This window comes from Pedosphaera parvula Ellin514 (assembly GCF_000172555.1).
Taxonomy (GTDB): domain Bacteria; phylum Verrucomicrobiota; class Verrucomicrobiia; order Limisphaerales; family Pedosphaeraceae; genus Pedosphaera.
The window spans coordinates 1-19,843 of sequence record NZ_ABOX02000012.1; the positions used below are offsets into that span (position 1 = coordinate 1).

The 19,843-nt window shown below is 51.4% G+C and carries 8 protein-coding genes and 2 pseudogenes; 6 read left to right on the plus strand and 4 right to left on the minus strand.

All coding sequences use genetic code 11. From position 1 onward, the window contains the following. Positions 1–103 precede the first annotated feature (103 nt). Positions 104–874 (minus strand): glucose 1-dehydrogenase, encoded by a 771-nt coding sequence (locus CFLAV_RS11370; RefSeq protein WP_007414868.1) that lies wholly within the window; start codon positions 872–874, stop codon positions 104–106. 106 nt (positions 875–980) lie between these two features. Between CFLAV_RS11370 and CFLAV_RS11375 the strand changes: the two genes are divergently transcribed. Together CFLAV_RS11375 and CFLAV_RS37590 are read left to right on the plus strand one after the other, a co-directional pair. Continuing rightward, positions 981–2,273 (plus strand): ribonuclease catalytic domain-containing protein, encoded by a 1,293-nt coding sequence (locus CFLAV_RS11375; protein ID WP_007414869.1) that lies wholly within the window; start codon positions 981–983, stop codon positions 2,271–2,273. Then, entirely contained in the window at positions 2,267–2,434 is a 168-nt protein-coding gene (locus CFLAV_RS37590) for a hypothetical protein (RefSeq protein WP_202796889.1), read from the plus strand. Before CFLAV_RS11375 ends, CFLAV_RS37590 begins: the two co-directional genes overlap by 7 nt. Before the next feature lie 14 nt (positions 2,435–2,448). On the opposite strand, the gene CFLAV_RS11380 is transcribed toward CFLAV_RS37590, so the two are convergent. From CFLAV_RS11380 to CFLAV_RS32195, 3 genes are all read right to left on the minus strand, one after another. Next, positions 2,449–3,078: a response regulator gene (locus CFLAV_RS11380; RefSeq protein WP_083808862.1), complete on the minus strand. Its 630-nt coding sequence runs from the start codon at positions 3,076–3,078 to the stop codon at positions 2,449–2,451. Further along, a complete protein-coding gene (locus tag CFLAV_RS11385) occupies positions 3,011–4,195 on the minus strand; it encodes a hybrid sensor histidine kinase/response regulator (RefSeq protein ID WP_007414871.1) in 1,185 nt (394 codons plus the stop codon). Before CFLAV_RS11385 ends, CFLAV_RS11380 begins: the two co-directional genes overlap by 68 nt. 243 nt (positions 4,196–4,438) lie before the next feature. Beyond that, positions 4,439–6,742: a PAS domain S-box protein gene (locus CFLAV_RS32195; protein ID WP_050785709.1), complete on the minus strand. Its 2,304-nt coding sequence runs from the start codon at positions 6,740–6,742 to the stop codon at positions 4,439–4,441. 826 nt (positions 6,743–7,568) lie between these two features. Here CFLAV_RS32195 and CFLAV_RS32200 point away from each other — a divergent pair. From CFLAV_RS32200 to CFLAV_RS11410, 4 genes and pseudogenes are all read left to right on the plus strand, one after another. Continuing rightward, a pseudogene (locus CFLAV_RS32200) lies at positions 7,569–16,556 on the plus strand (amino acid adenylation domain-containing protein); the annotation flags it as partial. Positions 16,557–16,889: 333 nt separating this feature from the next. Beyond that, positions 16,890–17,243: pseudogene (locus CFLAV_RS37840) on the plus strand (phosphopantetheine-binding protein); the annotation flags it as partial. Further along, positions 17,146–17,964, plus strand: a complete 819-nt coding sequence (locus CFLAV_RS11405) for a thioesterase domain-containing protein (protein WP_160164558.1) — start codon at positions 17,146–17,148, stop codon at positions 17,962–17,964. The pseudogene CFLAV_RS37840 and the gene CFLAV_RS11405, both read left to right, overlap by 98 nt. Continuing rightward, entirely contained in the window at positions 17,961–19,625 is a 1,665-nt protein-coding gene (locus tag CFLAV_RS11410) for a cyclic peptide export ABC transporter (RefSeq protein WP_040548163.1), read from the plus strand. The genes CFLAV_RS11405 and CFLAV_RS11410 overlap by 4 nt, the downstream gene beginning before the upstream one ends. Positions 19,626–19,843: the final 218 nt, after the last annotated feature.

Genomic DNA, 19,843 nt, shown 5'->3' on the forward strand with positions numbered 1-19,843 from the left:
GGAAGCAGCGCCACTGCTGGAAAAACTCCATATTCCTCTCAACGAGCCCGTCTTGACTCCGGTACCCAACAACGAGCTTAATTCCGAGTAGCTGATGCGCCGTTTAATATTTGGTGACGTTTTGCGTCATCCCTCCATCGATGTAGTAGGTGCTCCCAGTCACATAATCCGCTTCATCGCTCGCCAGAAATAAAGCCACGTTGGCTACCTCCTCGGATGTGCCGAAGCGACGCAAAGGAATATCGCTGGTGGCCTTCTTCATGGCTTCCGGATCGTCGAGCACACTTTGATTGATGGGAGTTGCAATGGCTCCAGGAGCTATGTTGTTTACATTAATTTTGTGCGGAGCCAGTTCAATGGCATTGTTGCGCATCATCATCCGAATGCCGCCTTTGGTGACACAGTAAGGAGTGTATTCGGGCAGGGGGATATCCTCGTGCACGGAAGAGATGTAAATAATTTTGCCTCCCTGGCCTTGTTTCACCATTTGCCGCGCAGCAATCTGGGTGAATACGAACGCTCCATACAGGTTCACCGAAAGCACCTTGTTCCATTCTTCATCGGTCACCTCAATGAAAGGTCGCTTGATCTCGATCCCCGCATTGCTCACCGCAATATCCAGGCGTCCGCACTTCTGCACCATCTCCTGGATCATTCTCTCAACGTCGCTTCGCTTGCTGACATCTCCTTCCACTGGAATTACATTCGGCCCCATCTTCGCAGCCGCTGCCTGGGCTCCTTTTGCATCCAGTTTGCCTCCCAGGCGGTAGTTCATTCCCACCTGCGCTCCCTCAGCAGCAAAGCGCTCGCATATGGACTTGCCAATACCGCTGCTGGTTCCACTCACGATCGCGACTTTTCCCTTTAATCTCATAATTGTTTCCTTCGTAAACAGTCCACTATAACACAATCTTTGCCGTGAGCCATTGTTCCGATTATTTTGGGTTGCCAGCTCCGGTTTGCTCCAATCAAATGGTCACATGTCTAATCCGTCGTTTGATCTAAAGGCCAGGGCTCATCAAGCCATGATTGAGGCTGGCTTTCAACCAGATTTTACCCTGCAGATTGCGAATGAAATTCAGAGTTTGCGGCAAACGCAAAATCAACCTTCGGTTAAACCTTTGAAGGATTTACGTTCGCTCCTTTGGTCCTCAATCGATAATACCGAATCTCGTGACCTGGATCAAATTGAGTTCGCCGAAAAGTTGCCGGACGGCACCATAAACCTCCGCGTGGCCATCGCAGACGTGGATACAAGCATTCCAAGAGGGACGGCGACCGACGCTCACGCAGCACTGAACACAACCTCTGTCTATACAGGGGTGCGAACCTTTCCCATGTTGCCACCGGAGTTCTCCACAGATTTGACTTCGCTGGTGGGAAATCAGGATCGGCTTTCCATCATCATTGAAATGCATGTGGGTGCGTCTGGAGAAGTCAACTGTTACGATGTTTACTGTGCCCAGGTCCGAAATTTTGGAAAACTGAATTATGCAGGTGTGGGCCCATGGTTGGAGGGAAAAACCCCAATCCCAAAGGAAGTGGCGGATGTGCCGGGTCTGGAGCAGCAATTGAAACTGCAATTCGAAGTTTCCAAACGCCTACGAACCCTGCGTTCACAAAAGGGGGCTTTGACATTCGGCAGTACCGAAGCTGTACCGGTCGTTAAAGATGGCGCGGTGACCGATTTGAAAGTCAGGCAGCATAATGTCGCGCATGACATTATTGAAAGCTTCATGGTGGCTGCGAATGTGGCCATGGCCCAGCACCTGAAGGAAAATGCCTGCATGTCCATCCAGCGCGTGGTGCGAACCCCAAAACGGTGGGATCGCATTCAGGCGATAGCCGTGCAATTCCAGGTGCATCTGCCCGACGTGCCAGACCCGAAAGCTCTGGCTGACTTTTTGTTGGACCGCCAAGCCGCTGATCCGGATCATTTTCAAGACCTTTCCCTGTCGATCGTAAAGCTGCTCGGGCCGGGGGAGTATGTGCTGGAAAAAACGGGTGTTCAACAGGAAGGCCATTTCGGTCTGGCGGTGAATGATTACACTCATTCAACAGCCCCCAATCGTCGCTTCGCCGATTTGGTTACCCAGCGCCTTCTGAAGGCTGCTGCGGCCGGCCATCTGGTCCTTATTCCGAAGCTGAACTGCTGGAGCTTGCTGCCACTGCACGGAACGCGAAATGCCGCACGAAAGTGGAACGCTGATGCGAAGATGTCGCTGCGGACCTGCTCCGTAACCGGATCGGTGAAACCTTCGAGGGCGTGGTAACCGGCGCGGCTCCAAAAGGGACCTACGTCAGGCTTTTGAAATTTCCTGCTGAAGGCCGGGTCGTGCAGGGGATGCAGGGCATCGACGTTGGGGACAAATTGAAAGTGCAACTACTTTCGGTCGATTTAAATCAAGGTTTTATCGACTTTGCGCGCCGATAATCCTGAGAGCCCGCCTATTCCACCAACTGATGTTGGATGGCGTAGTGCATTAATTCAGCATTATTCTTCATCCCCATCTTTTCCAGGATGCGAGTGCGGTAGGTGCTGATGGTTTTAACGCTCAAAGAAAGTTCCTTGGCAATTTCACTGACAATCTTGCCGGAAGCGATAAGTCGTAATACCTGGAATTCGCGGTCCGAAAGTAATTCCTGCGGCGGCTTCTGTGTGTCGGCTGAGAGATAGGAGGCAAGTTTTTCAGCCAGACCGGTGCTCACATAACGCCCCCCGGCGAGGACTTTTTTCATGGCTCCAACCAATTCTTCGGGTGCGCTTTCCTTGGTCATGTAGCCCGAGGCACCCCTTTTTAGCACGCGCACGGCAAATTGGTTTTCTGGATGCATGCTCAATACCAGCACTGGCAACCTGGGTGAGGATTTTTTAATCTCGCGCAGGACTTCCAGTCCGCTGCGGCCTGGCATGGTGATGTCCAGGATAACCACATCCCACGTCTCTTTCCAAACCTTGTTCAATGCTTCCTGGGCATTGCGGGCTTCACCGAAGGTTGCCTTCTTATATTCATCGGCGAGGATTTGTTTCAACCCATGTCGCACTACCGCGTGATCGTCTGCTATGAGAATTCTCATGGTGAGGATGTTGCTGTTGGTGACGCTTGTTGGTCCGGGTTGCTGGAAGTGGCAACGGGATTGAGACTATCACCCTGGTGCCCTTTTTGGGGACCCCGGTGATGACGACTTCACCGCCTAAAAGCGATGCCCGCTCACGCATTCCCAACAGCCCAATGGACTTGAAATTTGAAATCTGTTCCTTGGTAATGCCCCTGCCGTTGTCTTTTACCTCCAAAATAAGCCGATTATTTTCCTCCCTCAAGTTCACGTCCACCCGGGTCGCATGTGCATGACGAACCACATTGGTGAGGGTTTCCTGGAAAATGCGGAAAAACACTGTATTCAGATCCTCATCCAGTACCGTGTGGTCCAGGGAACTGCTAATTTTGCAATGGATGCCGGTTCGACTTTGAAGTTCATTTGCCTGCCATTCAATGGCTGCCACTAGGCCTAGATGGTCGAGAATCCCGGGGCGCAGTTCCGTGGAAATGCGGCGCACCGTCTGAATGGTTTCGTCGATGTGCGCCGACATGTCCCTGGCTTTGTTCAAAACCGGGGTCATTTCCTTCGGCAGGCGATGGGCCAGCCACGAAAGGTCGATCTTCAATCCGGTTAGCGCTTGTCCCAGTTCATCATGGACTGCTCGCGAAATGCGGATGCGCTCTTCTTCGCGGATTTCCTGTAAATAGATTGATAGAGCCCGCAATTGTTCGTGGGATTGACGCAGTTGTTCTACTGCGCGTTTGCGCTCTGAACGCTCCTTTGATTCACGTAACGCTCGCGTGACTGCAGGAGCCAGCCGGGCCAGGCGCAGCTTGAGCACATAATCCGTTGCGCCATTCTTCAACGTTTCAATGGCAACTTCTTCGCCCATTGTTCCCGTAACGAAAATAAATGGAACATCCGGGCATTTTTTTTGAGCAATTGACAACGCGGTATAACCATCGAAGGAAGGCAGCGCATAATCGGAAAGGATCACGTCCGGCACCTCCTTATCGATTGCTTCCATGTAATCTTCGCTGGTTTCCACACGCTGAAATGTGAAAATGAAGCCATCCTTCCGGAGCGCATGCTTGATCAATTCAGCATCCGTAGCATCATCCTCAACTAGTAAAATACGAATCTGTTTTTTCACGCGCAAAAATAAGCAATTAGCGTCTCATTCACAAATTTGACCATTTGGATGTGTTTAAATCAGGGCGAAAGCCTCTCCTTCTGATTAGGCAACGGCCGAAACCGCTGGTCGAAAGCGTGGGCTGAAGGCAATTCGACGATTGCATGGTAAACGCTGCAGCAGCGATTGCAAGCCGTTTCAAAGCCGCAATGCCTGAATATATCCTGACTTCATTCAACTGGTGGTGATGGCATTCAATAGACTTCACTCAATAACCTTTTTTGGAAGAGTGAAATAAAACGTTGCGCCCGCATTAATTTCCCCTTCGGCCCAGGTGCGCCCGCCATGCCTATGAATAATTCTGCGCACATTGGCCAGACCCACGCCCGTCCCTTCGAATTCAGCGGCCCTGTGCAAACGTTGGAAAACGCCAAACAACTTGTCGGCATATCGCATGTCAAAGCCGACACCATTATCGCGAACGAATACCACATTATCGTCCTCCTCCGGAAAGGAACCGATTTCGACGCGGGCCTTCTTTTGGTTGCGACTGTATTTGAGTGCATTATCAATCAAGTTCATGAAGACCTGACGCAACATTTCAGGGTCACCTTCAACTGTGGGAAGGTCGCCGATCGCCCATTCAATTGCGCGGCCTTTCATATCGCCTTGCAAGTGCCGGGCGGCATCCTGCACCAACGTGGCGAGGTTAACCTGACGCTTATTCATCTTCACGCGCGACATTCGCGAAAATCCCAACAAATCATCAATCAGCTTGGCCATTTGCTTTGCGGAATCGGCGATGGTTTGAAGATGCTGGCGGCTCTCCTCGTCCAGTTTTTCCAGGGCAGTGGTTTGAAGTATATCTACAAACCCATCTATATGGCGCAACGGTGCGCGAAGGTCGTGTGAAACCGAATAGCTGAAGGCTTCCAACTCCTTATTGGCGGCTTCCAATTGTGCTGTTCTTTCCGCCACTCGCTGTTCCAATTCAGTGTTCCAGCGCGCCACCTGTTCCTCATGCTGTTTTCGTTCCGTGACGTCCCTGGCCACCTTTAAAAAGCCGGTAATTGTATCGGCGGCATCCTTCACTGCCGTGACTGTCCAGATGGCATAATAACTCGAACCATCCTTTCGTTGGCACCATCCTTCGTTTTGGATTCTTCCTTCCATTGCAGCTCGTTCCAGTTCCTTTGCCGCCTCCTTTTTGGCCTTCTTATTATCGGGTTCGCAATGATTAACAACTTTGCTCAAAACCTCATCTGCGCCAAGGCCGGTAATTCGTTCGGCTCCCTCGTTCCAGCTCGTTACGCGTCCATCCTTGTCGAGCATATAAATGGCGTAGTCCTTGACGCTTTCCACGGCCAGTCGAAAACGTTCCTCGCTTTTGCGAAGATCCTCTTCACTTCGTTTGAGCTCGGAAATATCAAGGGCGATGACCTGGATCACCGGGTTCTCAAAATCCTTTTCAAATACAAGCGGCGTGGCGCCAACCATTACGTCCACGGGCCTTCCATCAAATCCGACCCAGATTTCTTCCAAAAAAGGCACGATTTTGCCTGCATGCAGCGATTCAATGCGTTTTTCCACGGCCGCCCAGCAATCTGGATGGATGAAGTCGCGAATTGATCTGCCAAGCATTTGCTGGAGATCTTTTGCGCCCAGCATTTTTGCCGCTGTCGAATTGCTAAAAATCACGCGTCCACCGCTGTGCACGAGTACCCCGCATGGGGAAAATTCAACCAGTAATCGATACCGCTCTTCACTTTTTTGCAATGCTTCCTCAGCCTTTGCCTGCTCGGTCACATCACGTGTTACGGTGCTGAAGCCATTGATTTTTCCCGAACCATCCCGCACTGGGGTAATGCTCCAACTGGCACAGAACCGGGTTCCGTCCTTGCGAACGCACCATCCCTGATGTTTCGTAGTGCCTTCTATCGGCGAGCGCCTTAAAAGAGATTCGGGAATGCGGCTTTCGGCATCTTCCCCGCTAAAAAATACGGAAAATGGTTTGCCGATAACTTCCTCGGCCTGGTAGCCCTTCATGCGTTCTGCCCCCGCATTCCAGCTTGCCACGCGGCCTTCAATGTCCAGCATGTAGATCGCGTAATCAGTTACATTTTCGATTAATGCCCGAAGCTGTTCCTCGCTCTTTCGTAGCGCGGCTTCAGCCTGCTTTCTGCGAATCCGTTCCTCCTTCTCACGTAATACCCGTCGAACAGCCGGTGCGAGATCATTGATTCGGTGCTTCAGGACGTAGTCGCTGGCTCCCATTTTGAGATTGTCCAGAATATTTTCCTCACCGAGCGAACTCGTAAAGAAAATGAACGGGATGTCAGGTGATTTCTCTCTCGCCAGCTGTAAAGCTGCCGATCCGTCGAAGTCCGGAAGCGCATGATCTGAAATAATCAGATCAGGCGTATTCTTTTGTAATTCATTGAGAAAGGCCGAACGCGTTACCACTCTTTTTAAAGAAAAAGGAATATCTCCTTCTTTAAGAGCACGATTTGCCAGGGTAACATCCCTGGCCTCATCCTCCAGCATCAAAATGCGAATTTCGTTTTTCACCAGTAAAGGGATTCCACTATAAAAACTCGAAAGTAGACGAGCGAGTCCCCACGTCCAATGGGGTGAAGACCTACAAAATCTCTACGTATCATGATTAACAACTCAGTTTAGCACGGTTTTATCAATCTGTCTCTTATTCACATACTTAGTCGCTCTTTAGGGAGCAGTCGAAATGTTTTATCCGGGTAAATCATTCCGGCACAGACACGGTTAACCCACGCCATGTATCAAAGTAGTAGTATTAAAATCTTCGCCCATTCGTTTTATCATTGGGTTCTTTACTCCTGCAGCTGTGCGGTATTCACCTACTTACGATTTCACTATTCCGTCAGTAGCATTTGACCACGATTATGGTGAGTAAAGCTTCATTGGACCCAACATCGCTCGGTTACTGGCGGAGTCAACAGATTTGCTTTTATCGTAAGGGGATGCGTCGCCCGGCTGCTTTGGCAGGACCCGGCGACTGCCTTGCAATCAGGAGTGATCATCTGTTCAGGGCTTCTGTTTTGCCGCCGCCAGGACATTTGGGAAAGCTAAATAGCGGAAGAGACAAGGAGGGAAAGTGAACGGCAGAGCCAATCTGGGTTTATCGAAAGAGCCAATATCTGCTTATCCACTAGAATGTTCATGAGCTCTTCCCAAAGTATGCGGCTGGAAATCTGCCTGATGAACTCGGAGCATTTTTTCCCTCTGCTTGGCTTTTGCAGCCGGCAGGAGGGAATCATTCTCCGACGAAGATGCCGTTTGAGAAACTGGCTGCCGGATTTATTAACCTATCCCAGGTTGCCGGCTCGGGATTGCAATCAACTACCTCTTGAACAATAAAATGTTACTAGAAAACGAACTGGCTTCCGGGCAACCAGAAGCTTCAACCCAAAAACCAACTCTTCTTGAAAGACGTTTGCAAGGTGTTGGAAAAGGTAACGCCAGGGCCTCCTCGATTCCACGTCGTTTGAAGCCAAATCACATTGACCTCGCGTTTGCCCAGCAACGATTGTGGTTTCTCGACCAGCTGACTCCCGAAAGTCCGCTCTACAATTTTCCCACCGCCTTCCGGTTGGCTGGGAACCTGGATGTATTGGCTCTTCAGCGGTCCCTCGATGCAATCGTTGCGAGACATGAGGCCTTGCGCACACGATTTGTTTCGGTGGAGGGAACTCCCGTGCAGGTAATCAGCGACATTTCAGCCGTGGATTTACCGCTGGTGGATTTAACGAAAACTCTACCCAGTTTGCGGGAGGCCGAAGCCCAACGCCTGATGATCGTCGAAGCCCGGCGCCCTTTCAATTTATCCCAGGATACCATGATGCGGGCTCTGCTTATCAAGTTGGACTCTGCAGGGCACATCCTGGTGGTCACCATCCATCACATTGCAACCGATGCATGGTCGATGGGGATATTTTTCAGAGAACTCTCCACTCTATATGCCGCGAATTGTTCTGGAACAAGCGCAGACCTGCCTGAACTGAAAATTCAGTATGCCGATTACGCAGTCTGGCAACGTGAATGGTTGACGGGTGACGTGCTGGCCAAACAAGCCGGCTATTGGAAGAATCGACTTGCAGGTGCAAAGGATTTCCTGGAATTGCCCACCGATCGGCCGCGTCCCCTGGTGCAGAGCTTTCGTGGGGGCACCCAGTCCTACATTATCCGGCCTGAACTCGTTGAGGGACTGAAACAGCTTGGCCGAAAATCCGGGGCAACACTTTTCATGACTCTGCTGGCGGCTTTCAAGACGCTGCTCTATCGCTATTCCGGGCAGGAAGACATTTTGGTCGGCTCGCCCATTGCGGGCAGAAGCCGGGTGGAAACAGAGCAATCCATAGGTTTTTTTGTTAATACTTTGGTTTTGCGGACGGATGTTTCGGGCAACCCGACTTTCAAAGAATTGCTTGGAAGAGTGAAGGATGTCGCGCTGGGCGCCTTTGCTCATCAAGACATGCCTTTCGATAGACTGGTGGAAGAGTTGCATCCCGAACGGAATTCCAGCTATGCGCCATTCGTGCAAACGATGTTCGTGTTTCAAAATTCACCCTCGGAAAGTTTGAGGTTGCCACAACTCAATGTCATCCCGCTGGAGATTAGAGGTGAAACTTCAAAATTCGATCTCTCGTTATTTATCGAGGAACGCGAACATGGGTTGACTGCAAGTTTTGAATACAGTGTCAGTCTTTTTGATGATTCATCGATAACCAGGATGTGGGGGCATTTCCAAACCCTGCTCGAGGAAATCATCCATAACCCTGAACAGCGAATTTCGAAACTTCGGCTGCTCACCAATTTGGAAAGGCAGCAACTCCTAAATGATTGGACCAATACAACCACGGATTATCCCGCCAACAAATGCATTCAGGACCTGTTTGAGGAGCAAGTTCGATTAACGCCTCACGCTGTCGCACTTAAATTTGAGCTGCAACATTTGACCTACGCTGAGTTGAACGAGCGATCCAATAAGCTGGCGCACCATCTTGCATCAGCGGGTGTGCGGACTGGCAGCATTGTTGGTGTTTTGATGGACCGGTCTCTCGAACTGATCATAGGCCTTATGGGTATCCTGAAAGCGGGCGGAGCATATGCAGCCTTGGATCCGTCTTCACCCATGGAGCGTTTGGAGCTGATGCTGGAGGATCTGAACTCCCCGGTTGTGCTAACACGATCTACCACGGCAGCGCTGCTCCCGAAAAGCAGCAGTTCGGAGAAAACAATTCGCCCGAGGTTGATCTGTCTGGATGAAGATTGGCCTGCCATTGAGAAGGAAAGCGGCGAAAATCCCGTTTGCGAAACTAATCCGGAAAGCATCGCTTACATTTGTTTTACTTCAGGCTCCACCGGAAGACCCAAGGGAGTATGCATTCCTCATCGTGGGGTGGTGCGTTTGGTGCGCAACACTGAGTATATCACGCTGGGTCCGGAGGACCGGATGGCACAGTGCGCCACTGTGTCCTTTGATGCGGCGACCTTCGAGGTGTGGGGCGGGTTGTTAAATGGAGGCCAGGTGCATATTTTCTCGCGGGAAAGCATGTTGACGCCCCAGCGATTTGCGGCCGAATTGGAGGCCTTCAGGATCACGACATTGTTTTTGACCACTGCGCTTTTCAACCAGCTGGTGGCGGAAGTGCCCCGGGGATTTGCGGCCTTAAAGAATGTGCTCTTTGGCGGGGAAGCTGTGGATCCTGGAGCGGTGCGGAAGGTGCTGCAGACAGGCAGACCCCGGCGGCTCCTGCATGTATATGGGCCGACGGAATGCACGACCTTTGCGACGTGGAAATTGGTGGAGAGCGTGGAGGAAGGGGCATTGACGGTGCCAATTGGCCGGCCGATTTCCAACACGACGGCCTATATCCTGGATGGAGAGCGAGAGCCGGTGCCGGTGGGGGTGACGGGGGAGATTTACTTGGGTGGGGACGGGCTGGCGCGGGATTACCTGCTGAGTCCGGCCCTGACGGCAGAGCGCTTTGTGCACAATCCCTTTGGTAAGGTGGCCGGAGGGCGGTTGTATCGGACGGGGGATTTGGGCCGGTATCTGGCCAGTGGGGAAATTGAATTTATTGGGCGGGTGGACCATCAGGTGAAGGTGCGTGGCTTCCGGATTGAACCCGGGGAGATTGAGGCGGTTCTGGCACGGCACCCGGGGGTGCAGCAGTGCGTGGTCAATGCGCATCAAGGCAGAGATGGCAGTAAACAGCTAACTGCCTACTTCGTGCCACACTCTCAACCAGGACCGGGTTCAACCGAGTTGCGCAGGCACCTGAGAGAAAAACTTCCTGAATACATGGTCCCGTCGGCTTTCGTCACCATGGAGGCAATTCCGCTGAATCAAAACGGAAAGGTGGATCGCCGGTCCCTTCCTGCTCCTGAAACCGGCAGAGACAGATCGGAAAAAAAATATTTAGGACCGCGCGATTCAGTTGAAAAGGAACTTATCGGCATCTGGGAATCTGTTTTGGGTATTCAACCGATTGGGATTGAAGATCGATTTTTTGATTTGGGTGGCCACTCACTGCTTGCGGTACGACTTTTGGCGCAGATAGAAAAGAAATTTAACAAAAGACTTCCGGTTTCAGTGGTGTTTCAAGCTCCGACTGTGAGCCAGCTGGCAGGCTATGTTCGGGATGAGAAGACACCCGAGCCGAGTTCTTCCATCGTTGCGATTCAGCCGCGCGGAAGCAAACCAGCCCTGTTTTTTGTGCATGGTGTCGGTGGCGGTATGTTCTGGGGCTACACAAACCTCGCACGGAGTTTGGGGCTCGATCAACCGGTTTACGCGCTCAAGTCTCGATCCATGGATGGGCAGCAGGAATTCAAATCCATCGAAGAAATGGCGGCGCAGTATGTTGCTGATATACGCGCTTTTCAGCCGAAAGGACCTTATCATCTTGGGGGCTACTGTTTCGGTGGGAATGTTGCCTATGAAATGGCACGCCAGTTATGCGCCCAGGGAGAGAAAGTGGCAATGTTGGCGTTACTGAACTGCGCACCACCCAATTCTACTTATACCTGTGTCAAATGGACACCGAAGATCGCGCTCAAGTTCATACGCAATGTGGGATACCTGATTGTCCGGTCACTTGGGTGGGGAGCTCAGCAGCGAAATGAATTTCTGCGTTGGAAAGCAGCGCTGATCAGGCGAAGAATGGCACGTTTTTTCAGGCTTACAGGTGAAAGTGCCAAACGCATCAACGTGGAAGACATGGTGGATTTGTCAGCTTTCCCCAAAGACCAAAAGGAAATTTGGGAAACGCATATCCATGCGCTCATAGAATTTTTCCCGAAGCCCTACGCCGGCAAAGCCACGCTGTTCCGTAGTCGGGGACATCAATTGTTTTGTTCTTATGACAATCAGTATGGCTGGGATGAGTTTGCCAGCGAAGTGGAAGTTCATGTGGTTCCCGGTGCGCACGAAAGCATTTTGGAGGAACCGCACGTGCGGGAAGTGGCGGAAAACATAAAGGCGTGTCTATTGAAAATGCAAATCCCTGAATTGGTTTCGGCCTCGGCGGCCTCAGCGGCGAAAAAGATATCGACTGCACCCGTTGGCAGCTCGCCGATGTGTAATGATACCGAGTCAAATTATCCGGCAGAAATGTGCATCCATCAGTTGTTTGAAGAACAGGTGAAGAGGACTCCGGATGCGAGTGCTGTCATTTTTGGCGAACAACAGTTGACTTACCGCGAACTAAACACGTCTGCAAACAAGCTTGCCCACCACCTGCAATCCCTGGGAGTGAGTTCAGACGTGCCGGTCGGATTATGCCTGGAACGTTCGATCGAACTGGTTACTGCCATTTTGGGCATTCTGAAGGCAGGCGGCGCCTATGTGCCACTCGATCCCGCATACCCAAAGGAACGACTGGCCATGATGCTGGACGATTCGCGAGCACCGGTGCTCGTTACCCAGGAGAAGCTGCTCATCACATTGCCTGATCACAAATGCCAGGTGGTTTGTATCGACAAGACATTGCCGACTGCCTTCATGGAACAAAATCCAGTCAGCACCGCGGTTCCAGGGAGCCTTGCCTATGTAATCTATACTTCCGGCTCAACGGGTAAACCGAAAGGCGTGGCCATGGGCCATCGTCCTTTGGTCAATCTCATCTGGTGGCAACTGAAGTCTTCTACGATGGGCAAGGGTGACAAGACGTTGCAGTTTGCCTCCCCCAGTTTTGATGTTTCTTTTCAGGAGATTTTTTCGACATGGTGTTCTGGCGGTGTGCTAATGTTGATTGATGAAGAAGTTCGGCATGATCCACCGAAATTGCTGCGTTTTATTCGTGAACAAAAAGTAAACCGCCTCTATTTACCTTTCATCGCACTGCATCAATTGGCCGAATCAGTGACGGAAGAGGATTTACTTCCAGAGAGTTTGAGAGAGGTCATCACTGCGGGTGAACAGCTACGCATCACCGGCAAAATCACAACTCTTTTCGAAAAGCTAACGAATTGCACGTTGCACAATCATTACGGGCCTTCGGAAAGTCATGTGGTGACCGCTTACACCCTGCCGGGTACCCCCGGCCAATGGCCGGCTTTGCCTCCGATTGGAAAACCGATAGCGAACACACAGATCCATTTATTGGACGATCAGTTTCAGCCGGTGGTTGCTGGCGAACCCGGTGAGCTTTACATCGGCGGTGTTTGTCTGGCCCGCGGGTATTTGCATCAGGCGCATTTAACATCGGAACGCTTCATTGCTGATCCCACGGCGCTGGAGCAGGGTGCGCGGCTTTATAAAACCGGAGATTTGGCGCGCCTGCTTCCCGATGGCAACATTGAGTTCCTGGGCCGCGTAGACCACCAGGTGAAGATTCGTGGTTATCGCGTTGAGCTAAGCGAAGTGGAGAATGTCCTTGGAAAGCATCCCGCCGCCAGAGAATGTGTAGTTTCAGCCAGAGAAGATGTTCCGGGGCAAAAACGCCTTGTCGGATACCTTGTCCTTCAGCCTGGTCAAAATGTAACCGTGAAGGATTTGCGGGACTTTTTGCAATCGGAATTGCCTGATTACATGGTGCCCTCGGCATATGTGATTCTTGATTCACTCCCCCTGACACCGAGCGGCAAGGTAAACCGCATGGCTCTGCCGGAACCAGACCAAGGCCGTCCAGAACTCGGAGCCGAGTATGTTGCTCCTGGAAATGCGACAGAAGAGCGCATTGCGGCAATCTGGTCAGAGGTCCTGAACTTGAAGAAAATCGGTGTGCGGGACAATTTTTTTGAACTGGGCGGCCATTCCCTGCTTGTGGCGCAGGTGGTTTCCCGCATTCGACAGACATTCAAAGTGGAACTGCCTTTGTCCAGTCTGTTTGACGCGCCGAGCATTGCCAGTTTGGCGGCGGGAATTGAGGCCGGAACCTGGAACCAGGGAGGCATGGCGGCGCCCCCAATTAAACCAACCGAGAAAAAGACCAACGCTCCGCTCTCCTTTTCGCAGCGGCGGCTCTGGTTCATAGATCGATTGGAACCGGGCAGTCACGCCTACAATGTTCCTCTGGCCATCCGTCTCGAAGGCACTCTGAATGTCGCCGCGCTGGAACAAAGCCTGAATAAAATCATTGAACGTCACGAGGCCCTGCGCACCACGATTTCGTTTGTGGACGGAAGTCTTGCACAGGTAACCACTCCACACCTGAAGCTGGCGCTGGCCATAACAGATTTGCGGAAACTGGATGAAGCCGACCGCGATGCTCACGCCAAAATGGTTATCGAAGAGGATGCGCGAAAGCCTTTTGACCTGGAGCGTGGCCCGCTGATCCGTGGCACTCTGGTAAAGTTGGATGATGTGAGAAATGAGTTGTTGGTGGTCATGCACCATATCATTTCAGATGGTTGGTCACTCGGGCTTATTCTTACGGAACTGGATTTGTTTTATACCGCCTTCACTTCAGGAAAAACAGTTCCCGCACCGCCAGAACTGACCGTCCAATATGTTGATTACGCAGTTTGGCAAAATCAGTGGATGCAGGGCGAGGTGCTGGAGAAGGAAGTCACTTTTTGGCGGGAGAGATTGGCCGGTGCTCCGAGTGCCATTGAACTGCCCGGTGACCACATGGAGGATTCTGAACCGGGTGCCAAATGCGGACTGCATCAAGTGATTCTGCCCGGAGAACTCACCGATTCGTTGAGCAGCCTGAGCCGCCGGGAAGGAACAACCCCTTTCATGGTTTTGACAGCGGCCCTGGCTACCACTTTGCACAAATGGTCGCAGCAATCTGATCTGGTTATTGGAACAGTGGTGGCGGGGAGAAATCAGAAGGAAATTGAAGATGTCATCGGCTGTTTCATGAATTTTGTGCCGGTTCGCATAAAGGTGGCTGAACAAAAAACCAGCAGCGAGTTTCTTAAAGATGTTAAACATGCGGTTCTCGAAGCCCACGCCCACCAGGACTGCCCATTTGAGAAGATTGTGGAAGCAATCAATCCTGAGCGAAAGACAGCCCAGAACCCGTTGTATAATGTTGGGCTTTTGTTTCAGAACTTTCCGGGCGGCGCATTTAATGCCGCCGGTCTAAAGGCAGAGATGATGCAGGTCGATTTGCAGGCAGCCCTGTTGGATTTGCGGTTTATAGCCGAGGAGACAGCTGGCGGCTTTGCGATTGCTTGTGAGTATAAAATGCCACTGTTCGAACCCGCCACGATTCAGCATCTGCTGAATTATTTCTGCAAGAATCTGGAAACTCTAACGAGGGAGCCCCAAAGGAAGATCGCGGAAATAGAAAAATCCCAGGATCTGACGGCCCAGATTAAGGCGGCAAAGGCCAGACAGAATCGTCAAACGATTTGCATTGCAGCAACGTTTACTGCCGAACCGCTCGAAGAGGGGCTCAAATACTGGATGAAGGAATTGGGAATACCGGCGGCGGTTGAGTTTGCGGGTTATAACCAGGTTTTCCAGGAGTTGTTGAATCCGGGGAGTTCACTCGCTCTGAATCAAAATGGCTTGAACGCGATCCTGATCCGGTTGGAAGACTGGGCCAGGTTCGAGGGAGTGGAGGAATCTTCGTCGTCCTCAGGGGACCAGCGAGTCGAGCGTAGTGTGGATGAATTGACCATGGCATTGAAAGCGGCTTCGGCACGGCATGCCACTCCCTACCTTGTCTGTTTGTGCCCAGGCTCGGCGAATATTGCCGCTCAACCCGAGCGGGCCGAGTTCTATCGCCAAATGGAGACGAGGCTTGCCGGAGAACTGCACCGCATTCCGGGTGTACATTTAACGACCTTTGAGGAAATCGCCAAACTTTATCCGGTTGAAGAGTATAATGATCCTCAAGCTGAGGAACTGGGACATATTCCATACACAACTTCATTTTTCACAGCATTGAGTACGATCATTGCGCGCAGGTTCCATGCGTTGAAGCGCGCGGCTTATAAGGTCATTGTGTTGGATTGTGACAATACACTGTGGTCTGGAGTGGCGGGGGAGGACGGTCCTGACGGGATACAACTGGGTGAGGCACGTTTCGCGCTGCAAGAATTTATGCGCAAACAGGGAGAGGCCGGCATGCTTCTGTGCCTTTGTAGCAAAAACGAGCAGGAGGATGTTGCGGCTGTCTTTGAACAACGACGTGAAATGCCGCTCAAACGCGAACATTTTACTGCCTCGCGCATTAACTGGCTGCCCAAATCCGAAAACATCCGCTCCCTGGCTGATGAATTGAAGTTGGGATTGGAGAGCTTCATCTTTGTTGACGATAATCCGGTGGAATGCGCAGAGGTGGAGTCTCACTGCCCGGAAGTAATGACCTTGCTCCTGCCGGCTGAGTCCGGGCAAATTCCGAAATTTCTGGAGCACTGCTGGGTGTTTGATCATTTGAAATTATCCACTGAGGATAAGCACCGAACAGCAATGTATCGCCAGGAGAAGGAACGGGAACAATTCCGCGAGCAGTCGCTCGGTCTTCAAGATTTCCTCGCCGGGCTGGAGCTGCGTGTCGAAATCACGGATTTAACCAGCAACCAGGTTACGCGTGCCGCACAACTGACGTTGCGAACGAACCAGTTCAACATGACGACGCGCCGGCGCACGGAAAGTGATCTGCAAAGCATGTGGCGGCAGGGAAAGAGTGGTGTGCTCACGGTAAGCGTCCGGGATCGTTTTGGTGATTATGGCCTGGTAGGCTTGATAATCCACGAAGCGGCTGGGAATGCGATAAAGGTGGATACTTTCCTTCTGAGTTGCCGGGTATTGGGCAGGGGAGTGGAATATCAGATGGTTGTTCGACTCGGGAGACTCGCTTTGGCGAAGGGACTTGACTGGGTTGACTTCCACTTTATTCCCAGCGAGAAGAACAAACCTGCATTTAATTTCCTGGAAACTGTGGGAGCCCGGTTTCGACAGCCTACAAACGGAGGCTATATATATCGATTTCCTGCCGAGTTTGCTGCAGGAATTGTTTTCACACCGGAAGTTGCAGAAAAGCAGCAGCCTGCCAAAGCTTCTTTCACCGCCGAACACGTGAAAGTGAAGAGTTCAACTTCGGAACGAAGGGTCAAGTTTACCTGTTGTCGTGAGATCGCGCTGGCGGCAAACGATGTGAGCCAGATCCAACAGGCGATGGCGGCAAAGTCTCGCACGCGCTCCCGGGATCGCAAGACTTACAGTGCGCCCACTACCGAGACAGAACGCATGCTCAGCAAGATTTGGGAGGAACTCCTGCGTGTGGACAAGGTTGGAATCCATGACAACTTTTTTGAATTGGGAGGACATTCTCTTCTCGCAGTCAGACTTTTTGCCCAGGTGGAAAAACTGACCGGCAAGAAGCTGCCCCTGGTAACCCTGTTTCAGAATTCAACCGTAAAGCAGCTGGCTGATGTATTGTGCCAGAACTCGGGGGTATTCCCGTTCGTCAGTTGTGCCAATCCACAAGGTTCCAAACCTCCTCTCTCTCGTTCACGGAGCCGGGGGGGACGTGCTCTGGGGATATGCCAATTTAGCGCCCCATCTCGGCGCGGATCAGGCCGTGTATGGAATCAAATCCAGGGCCTTGAACGGAGCCGAGGAATTTAAATCCCTCGAGGACATGGCTTCTTTCTATATCGAGCAAATACGTTTGGTGCAAAAGGAAGGACCGTATTATCTCGGTGGATACTGTTTCGGAGGAAACGTTGCCTATGAGATGGCCCGGCAGTTGGAGGAGCAGGGCGAGGAAGTGGCACTGCTGGCCCTCCTCGACGCCGCGCCTTCAAACCGTGGCTATGAACAGGTGCCGTGGTGGAAACCGGCATATGGATTTCGCTTTGCCCAAAATTTCTCTTTTTGGTTGGACGATTTCTTCAAGTCCAAACCCGAGGAACGACGCGAATTTGTATTACGCAAGGCAAGGTCATTAGGACGGAAATTCCTTAAGAAGATATTCCGATCTGGCGCGGGCCAGCCACAGGTTGACTTGGAGGAAGTCATTGACCTTACCAAATTTCCCCAGCACGAACTGCGTCTCTGGCAGCTTCATCTGGATGCTTTGGTGCGGCATGTATCCAAGCCCTATGCTGGGAAGGTTACCCTATTCCGCACCCGGGGCCAGCCGCTATTCTGTTCTCTCGATGATGATTTTTGCTGGGGCGCACTGGTGGGCGCACTGGAAATACGAAGAATCCCCGGCTCTCACGAAAGCATCTTTATGGAGCCGGATGTTAAGGAACTGGCCAATGAACTGAAGGCATGTCTTGTGGAAACCTGCTCTCAAACCACTGCTGAAAAGAAAGAAAACCTGGAACTGACTGTTGTATGAATTTGATTAAGTTTTTATTACGAACCTGTAGAGGGATGATTATCATAACTACGCTAACTGCACTCTTGAGCGGTGCTTGTAACGCGGCCTTGATTGCCCTGGTCAACACTTCCCTAAATAATGCCAAATGGTCCGTGGCCGTTCTGGTCGGAGGGTTTGTGGCCCTGGTATTGGGGAAAACGATCACGAACATTTTGTCACAAGTGCTGCTCGCTCGATTTGCGCAGGGTGCCGTAAGCGGCTTGAGGCGCGATCTGACCAAAAGAATTCTTGGAGTGCCCCTGCGCCAGGTCGAAAGCATTGGCACTCATCGCATTCTGGTTGCCCTTACCGATGACGTGTTCAATATCACCCAGGCGCTGCTGGCCATACCTATTATCACAGTGAATGTAGCGATCCTCGTGGGAGGAGCGGTTTATCTGGGGCTGCTATCCTGGAAAATCTTGCTGGGGATTGGCGTGCTCGTGGTCTTCGGAGGCATCAGTTATCGAATCATGATGACGAGCGCTTTCAAAAGCCTGAATGCAGCGCGTGAGGAGGAGGACAAACTCTTTAGCTATTTCCGGGCGCTTACGGATGGAATCAAGGAACTGAAGCTGCATCGAAGTCGGCGCAAAGTGTTCCTTGCGGAAAACATTCACGACACCACGGAAACCTTCCAGAAATATAATGTGGAAGCCGAATGCCGCTTCATTTATGCGCAAAATTGGAATCACCTCCTGTTTTATCTATTGGTGGGATGTGTTTTGTTTATGATGCCCAAAATGGGGCAGGTAAGTCATGCCGCAATGACTGGATACGTAATCACCATTCTTTACTTGATGGGGCCACTCGCGGGAGTGATGGGCAGTATGTCGCTTTTTGGCAGGGCGAGCATTGCGCTTCAAAAGGTGGAAGAGCTTGGGTTGTCACTGGCAGCCGCCTCCACCGAAGAGGCTGTCATCAATAAAACTGAACGCGAAGTTCCATTTCGCAGTTTGGAATTGATCAACGTGCAACATGCCTACCGGCATGAGAAAGAGGATACCAACTTTGTGCTGGGGCCAATCGATCTAAAGTTTGGCCCTGGGGAACTGGTTTTTCTCGTCGGTGGCAATGGCAGTGGCAAATCCACCTTGGCCAAGATTGTAACCGGCCTCTATTTTCCTGAAGTCGGCGAGATTCGTTGGAATGGCAAACGGGTGGACAATTCGAATCGCGATGATTACCGCCAACTGTTTTCAGCCATTTTCTCTGATTTCTACCTGTTCGATAATCTAATGGGCTTGAACCGGCCTGATCTGGATGCAAAAGCGAAGGAATATCTCGTCCAGTTACACCTGGATCATAAGATTTCCGTCAAAGACGGCAAGCTCTCCACTACTTCGGTATCGCAAGGTCAACGCAAACGGCTGGCATTGCTTACAGCTTATTTGGAAGACCGGCCATTTTATCTCTTTGACGAATGGGCATCAGACCAGGATCCCTTGTTCAAGGACGTGTTCTACACCCGCTTGCTGCCGGAGCTTAAAGCGAGGGGAAAAACCTGTTTCGTTATTACTCATGACGACAAGTATTTCTATATGGCTGACCGCGTGATCAAGCTCGATTACGGCAAGATGGAGCATTTAAATCAATTAGATGGTGAGGCTCTGGGAACGTTGATTCCGGCAACCCGCTAACGGAACACTCCAAGGGTTAAATAATAACTCCTGCCTATCATTGAAGGCCCGAGTGTGAACGTGTCCGGCGGGTAGTTGTTCTTAAACTGAAGCGAGTAGTCTGTGACAAACTTTTGAGTAAACGGTGAACCGCTTTGTACCGGAATTCAACGCCTTGAGAGACAGCGTACACGTCCATGAAGTTACATGCAACGATGCTGCATCTCCTTTCCAATGGA

Coding starts and splice junctions, on each gene's coding strand:
- CFLAV_RS11375 (WP_007414869.1), top strand. CDS start 981: ATGTCTAATCCGTCGTTTGATCTAAAGGCCAGGGCTCATCAAGCCATG.
- CFLAV_RS11370 (WP_007414868.1), bottom strand. CDS start 874: ATGAGATTAAAGGGAAAAGTCGCGATCGTGAGTGGAACCAGCAGCGGT.
- CFLAV_RS11380 (WP_083808862.1), bottom strand. CDS start 3,078: ATGAGAATTCTCATAGCAGACGATCACGCGGTAGTGCGACATGGGTTG.
- CFLAV_RS11410 (WP_040548163.1), top strand. CDS start 17,961: ATGAATTTGATTAAGTTTTTATTACGAACCTGTAGAGGGATGATTATC.